Consider the following 4,427-nt stretch of genomic DNA (forward strand, 5'->3'; position numbering starts at 1 on the left):
ACGCCAACGCCCGCGATCACACCCAGTTCGACGCCTGCAAGGAGCGTGACGGCGATAGTCGCCATGTGCGCGGCGAAGTCGGCCTTGGAGTAGTTCCACAGCTGGCCCGGCGTCTTGAGATCGACGAGGCTGAGAACCGCGACGATGATCGTCGCGGCCAGTGTGGCGATTGGCAGACTGTAGAGCAGTGGCGTCAGGAATAGTCCCGCCAGCGCTATGCCGACGGCGGTGTAGGCCCCTGCCGCAGGCGTTTCCGCCCCGGCATCAAAATTAACGACAGAGCGGGCAAATCCGCCGGTGACGGGGTAGCCCCCCGAAAAGGCGCTGGCGATGTTCGAAGCTCCCAGACCGATCAGTTCTTGGTTAGGCGCAATCCGCTGGCGGCGTTTCGCCGCAAGGGTTTGCGCGACCGATACGCTCTCGACGAAGCCGATGATCGAGATGAGCAGAGCCGGAACCCACAGTTGCGCGATAAGACCCAGATCGGTCGACGGGATGGCGAAAGGCGGAAGGCCCTGCGGAATTGCACCGACGAGGTTCACACCGCGATCCTCTAGATTGAGGCCGATGGCGGCGAGGATCGTTGCGACCACCGCGATCACGGGACCTGCCTTGGCCGCGATATCGGCGGCGCGCGGAGCAAGGCCGAGCTTCACCAGGGATGGTTTCAGGCCCTTGCGAACCCAGAAAAGAAACAACGTGGCCGGAATGCCAATGGCGAGTGTCCACGGATTGATCGTGTCGATTGCGACGGCGAGCCCACCCAGCATTTCGGGCCAGTTGTCGCCACCTGCCGATACGCCAAGGATGTGCTTTAGCTGGCTGGTCGCGATCAGGATGCCGCTAGCGGTGATGAAGCCGCTGATGACGGGGTGCGAGAGGAGGTTTGCGAGGAACCCCATTCGCAGGAACCCGAGCACCGCGAGCATCACGCCAGACAAGGCAGCGAGGGTGATTGCCGCCTCGAGATAAAGCTCGGTGCCCGGCGCTGCAACGGCTCCGGCAGCGCTTGCCGTCATCAGCGACACGACCGCAACAGGCCCCACCGCAAGGGTCCGGCTGGTGCCGAAGATCGCGTAGGCCACCAGCGGCAGGATCGATGCGTAAAGGCCGACAACCGGCGGCAACCCTGCCAGCAGCGCGTAAGCGAGGCTCTGCGGGATCAGCATGATCGTGACGATGATCGCCGCGACCAGATCGTTCGTCAGGACCGATCCGTTGTAGGTCCGGCCCCACTCGAGAATCGGGAAGTATTGCGCCAGCAGTCCCGGCTTGTGCCGGCTGGGCAAGCCGGACAGCCCGCCGGCCGACCCTGGATTGCTGTCGCTCACGATCAGGCAGCCTTCTTCGTATGCGGTTTGGCCATCCATTCATGGCCCTTCAGCATGCCGTTCCAGTAGATCCACGGCAGGGCCTCGGATTTCAGGAGCCAGCTGAGCTTTCGCGGCTTGGTGCCTTCGATCACCCATTTCGGGAAACTCGGCAGCAGCTTTCCGTCATAGCCGAATTCGGCGAGCACGATCTTTCCGCGCTCGACGGTCAGCGGGCAGGAGCCGTAGCCATCGTAATCGGCCACAGGCTGCTTCGCATCGAGCTGGGCGAGCGCATTGACCGCGACGATGGGGGCTTGCTTGCGCGCAGCCGCCATCGTCTTGGCATTGGGAGCGGATCCCGCATCGCCGAGACCGAAGACGTTAGGATAGCGGACGTGCTGGAGCGTGAACTTGTCGACATTGACAAAGCCGCTCTCAGCATTCGCGAGAGGGCTGTCGGCGACGAACTGCGGGGCAACCTGCGGTGGGACCGCATGGCTCTTCGCCATCCGGCCTGTTGCAGATCACCGTGCCAAATCCCGCGTCGGCAAGCCCGCGCATGTCGCTCGGCTCAAGCTGAGGGGAGACGGCGAAGGTGTCGCTTACACTGACAAGCTTCATGATGATGCCCCGTCGAAAAGCCGAACAACAGCCATGTGCCCGTGAGTCAGGACGGACGTGGCGACCCCGTCTCGCTCGATCACGCGGCCGTCCTTAAGGGCAATCCGGTATCGATAGGTTTCATGGCCTAACGCTACATGGCCGACCATCCGGACATTCACCGTCGGATTTGTGAAAGTGAACTCGGTGATCTCGCCCAGTTCGGGGCCGAGATGATGCTCCATGTACTGCGCAAAGGAGCCTTCAGCTTTGCCGTTCTCAAACACCATGGAACAGCGCTCTCATGGCGGCCTCGTCTCGCGCGACCAAGGCGTCTCGGTAGGCGACGAGCGTTGCTTGCGCATCTTGCTCGAGCGCGTCCTGGACATCGCCGTGTGTGTCGTGTGCCGAATGATCGGAGTGCTGAGCTTGAGCCGCAACAGGCACTACAGCGAGTGCGGCTGCAGCCGAAGCCGCAAAATATACAAACTTCATTGTAGTCCTCTCTTTAGAACCAGAATCGGACACCGACGACGTAGTTTGTCACGCTGGGATCTTCCCCTGCGAGACGCGCATAGTCCGCGCTCTGGCCAACTTTCCATTCCTGCTCTACCCCGATGTACGGGGCGAACTCGCGAGCGATTTCGTAACGGAGGCGCAGCCCCAGTTCGACCGAATCCAGGCCCGCACCGATGCCGAGCTCGGGAATGTCCTGAGCAGAAAGACTTACCTCAGCCCGAGGTTGCAGGAGAAGGCGCTGCGTGATGCGCTGGTCAAGCTCGCCTTCTACACTTGCAGTCAGGTCGCCCTTGTTTGACAGAAAAGCGGCTGCATCGAGTTCAAAAGTATAGGGTGCCAAACCCTGCACACCGATGACGGCATGGGTGCGCTCGGGACCGGTCAGATCCTGCCGGACGCCAACCTGAAGATCCCACCACGGTCCGATCGCGTGGCTCCAAAGTCCCTGTATCTCGGCGGACTCCAACTGTTCCCCGAAGGCGCCTTCGCCCTCGCTCTTGAACCAGAATTTGTCGGTATCGCCACCGTAGTAGCCCTGCACGTCCCAAAGATAGCCATCGCTATCTTCTCGCGCGCGATATTCAGCGCGGTCGCCCTGGAACCAGAACACCTTCATGCCGCCGTTCTCGGTGCGAAGGGCATTGCGCGAGGCTCGCATGGCATCGGCACCCCAGATCGCATCGGCAGCGCGTGGCGGACCCGATCCTGCCGCAGCCGGAGGCGCCCCTTCCGGGATGGGTGTCATGTCCATGGTACCGTGCCCCATCGCACCGTGATCCATGGTTGTCTGTTCGGGTTGCTGCGTGTTTTTATGGCCCATCGCGGAATGGTCCATGCCTTCCATCTTGGAATGATCCATGGTGGAGTGGTCCATGCCCTGCATCTGACTATGGTCCATCTGGGAATGGTCCATCTGGGAATGGTCCATGCCGGTATGGCCGTCCTGCGCAGGTTCGGTTGGTTGCGCTTTGGGCGCACACGCCCCCTCAGGCACCGAATGGCCCATAGCGCGGTGGCGTTCGGCCTCTTTTTCGCATTCGGTCTGAGCAGGTGATTGCGCGGAAGGCATCGCGTGGCCCGAATGGTCCTGTGCGATAGCGGGGGCGGCGGTGCTCACGAAGAGCATGGCGACAAGCAGGCGCATCAGTCTTCTCCCACCCGCTCCACATCGGGCTGGTTGCCCCGCGGCGCGACGGTCACGATCTGAAACATGCCAGAGTGCATGTGATAGAGCAGGTGGCAGTGGAAGGCCCAGTCGCCCTCTTCGTCGGCGGTAAGGTCGAAGGTAGCGCTGCCACCGGGCTGCACGATAACGGTATGCTTTTGCGGCTGGCGATCGGCAGGTGCACCGTTGACCAGTTCGAAGAAGTGCCCGTGCAAATGGATCGGGTGCGCCATCATCGTGTCATTGACCAGCTTCACCCGGACACGCTCATTGTACGCGAAGCGGATGGGATCGTCGCTCACGGCGGTGAACTTCTTGCCATCGAACGACCACATGTAGCGCTCCATGTTGCCCGTCAGATGGATTTCCATCTGACGCGATGGGCGGCGCAAATCGTCATTAGATTCGAGCGCAACGAGATCCCTGTAATTGAGGACCTTGTGGGGTACGTTGTCCAAGCCAAGACCCGGATCGCCCATGCGATCGACAGGGTTCATCGACACCATGTCGATACCGGGGCCGATCCTTACGTCGGAAGGCAGCTTGGACGTGTCACGCATGTTCATGCCGCTCATATCCATCCCGCCCATCGGCTCGGCAGCGGCTCCTTGCGATGGCATGTCATGGCCCATGGCCGAATGGTCCATCCCGGCCATGTCACCACCGCCATGATCCATTCCGCCCGACCCGTGGTTCATGCCCATGTCCGCCATGGTCAGCAGCGGGGGGTCGCGTAGGGGCGGTACACTTGCCCGCGCACCGGGCCGGGATGCCAAGGTCGCTATAGCCATACCTGAGCGGTCCATGCTTTCGGCCACGATCGTGCGGGC

Annotated in this window: 5 protein-coding genes and 1 pseudogene; all 6 read right to left on the reverse strand. The window is 61.8% G+C overall.

What is annotated here, in order from left to right; genetic code table 11:
• Positions 1-1,370, reverse strand: a 1,370-nt coding sequence (locus AC4FIJ_RS16295) for a SulP family inorganic anion transporter (protein ID WP_490337679.1), incomplete at its 3' end; no start/stop codon positions are given.
• Positions 1,334-1,810, reverse strand: a pseudogene (locus AC4FIJ_RS16300) (hypothetical protein); the annotation flags it as partial. The gene AC4FIJ_RS16295 and the pseudogene AC4FIJ_RS16300, both read right to left, overlap by 37 nt.
• Complete coding sequence (locus tag AC4FIJ_RS16305; protein ID WP_422357521.1) at positions 1,749-1,934, reverse strand: beta-lactamase hydrolase domain-containing protein; 186 nt, start codon at positions 1,932-1,934, stop codon at positions 1,749-1,751. The gene AC4FIJ_RS16305 and the pseudogene AC4FIJ_RS16300, both read right to left, overlap by 62 nt.
• Positions 1,931-2,203, reverse strand: a complete 273-nt coding sequence (locus AC4FIJ_RS16310) for a Cif family virulence factor (protein ID WP_422357522.1) — start codon at positions 2,201-2,203, stop codon at positions 1,931-1,933. The genes AC4FIJ_RS16305 and AC4FIJ_RS16310 overlap by 4 nt, the downstream gene beginning before the upstream one ends.
• A gap of 218 nt (positions 2,204-2,421) precedes the next feature.
• Positions 2,422-3,576 carry a copper resistance protein B gene (locus AC4FIJ_RS16315; RefSeq protein WP_221538591.1) on the reverse strand — a complete coding sequence of 385 codons (1,155 nt, stop codon included), beginning with the start codon at positions 3,574-3,576 and terminating at the stop codon, positions 2,422-2,424.
• Positions 3,576-4,427 (reverse strand): multicopper oxidase domain-containing protein (locus AC4FIJ_RS16320; RefSeq protein ID WP_490337680.1); only part of this gene is annotated, 852 nt, incomplete at its 5' end. The genes AC4FIJ_RS16315 and AC4FIJ_RS16320, both read right to left, overlap by 1 nt.

The sequence above is a fragment of the Croceicoccus sp. genome, from assembly GCF_983967925.1.

Bases quoted from the DNA above. Each gene is read 5' to 3' on its own strand.
- AC4FIJ_RS16305 (WP_422357521.1), bottom strand. From the start codon at position 1,934: ATGAAGCTTGTCAGTGTAAGCGACACCTTCGCCGTCTCCCCTCAGCTT.
- AC4FIJ_RS16315 (WP_221538591.1), bottom strand. From the start codon at position 3,576: ATGCGCCTGCTTGTCGCCATGCTCTTCGTGAGCACCGCCGCCCCCGCT.
- AC4FIJ_RS16310 (WP_422357522.1), bottom strand. From the start codon at position 2,203: ATGGTGTTTGAGAACGGCAAAGCTGAAGGCTCCTTTGCGCAGTACATG.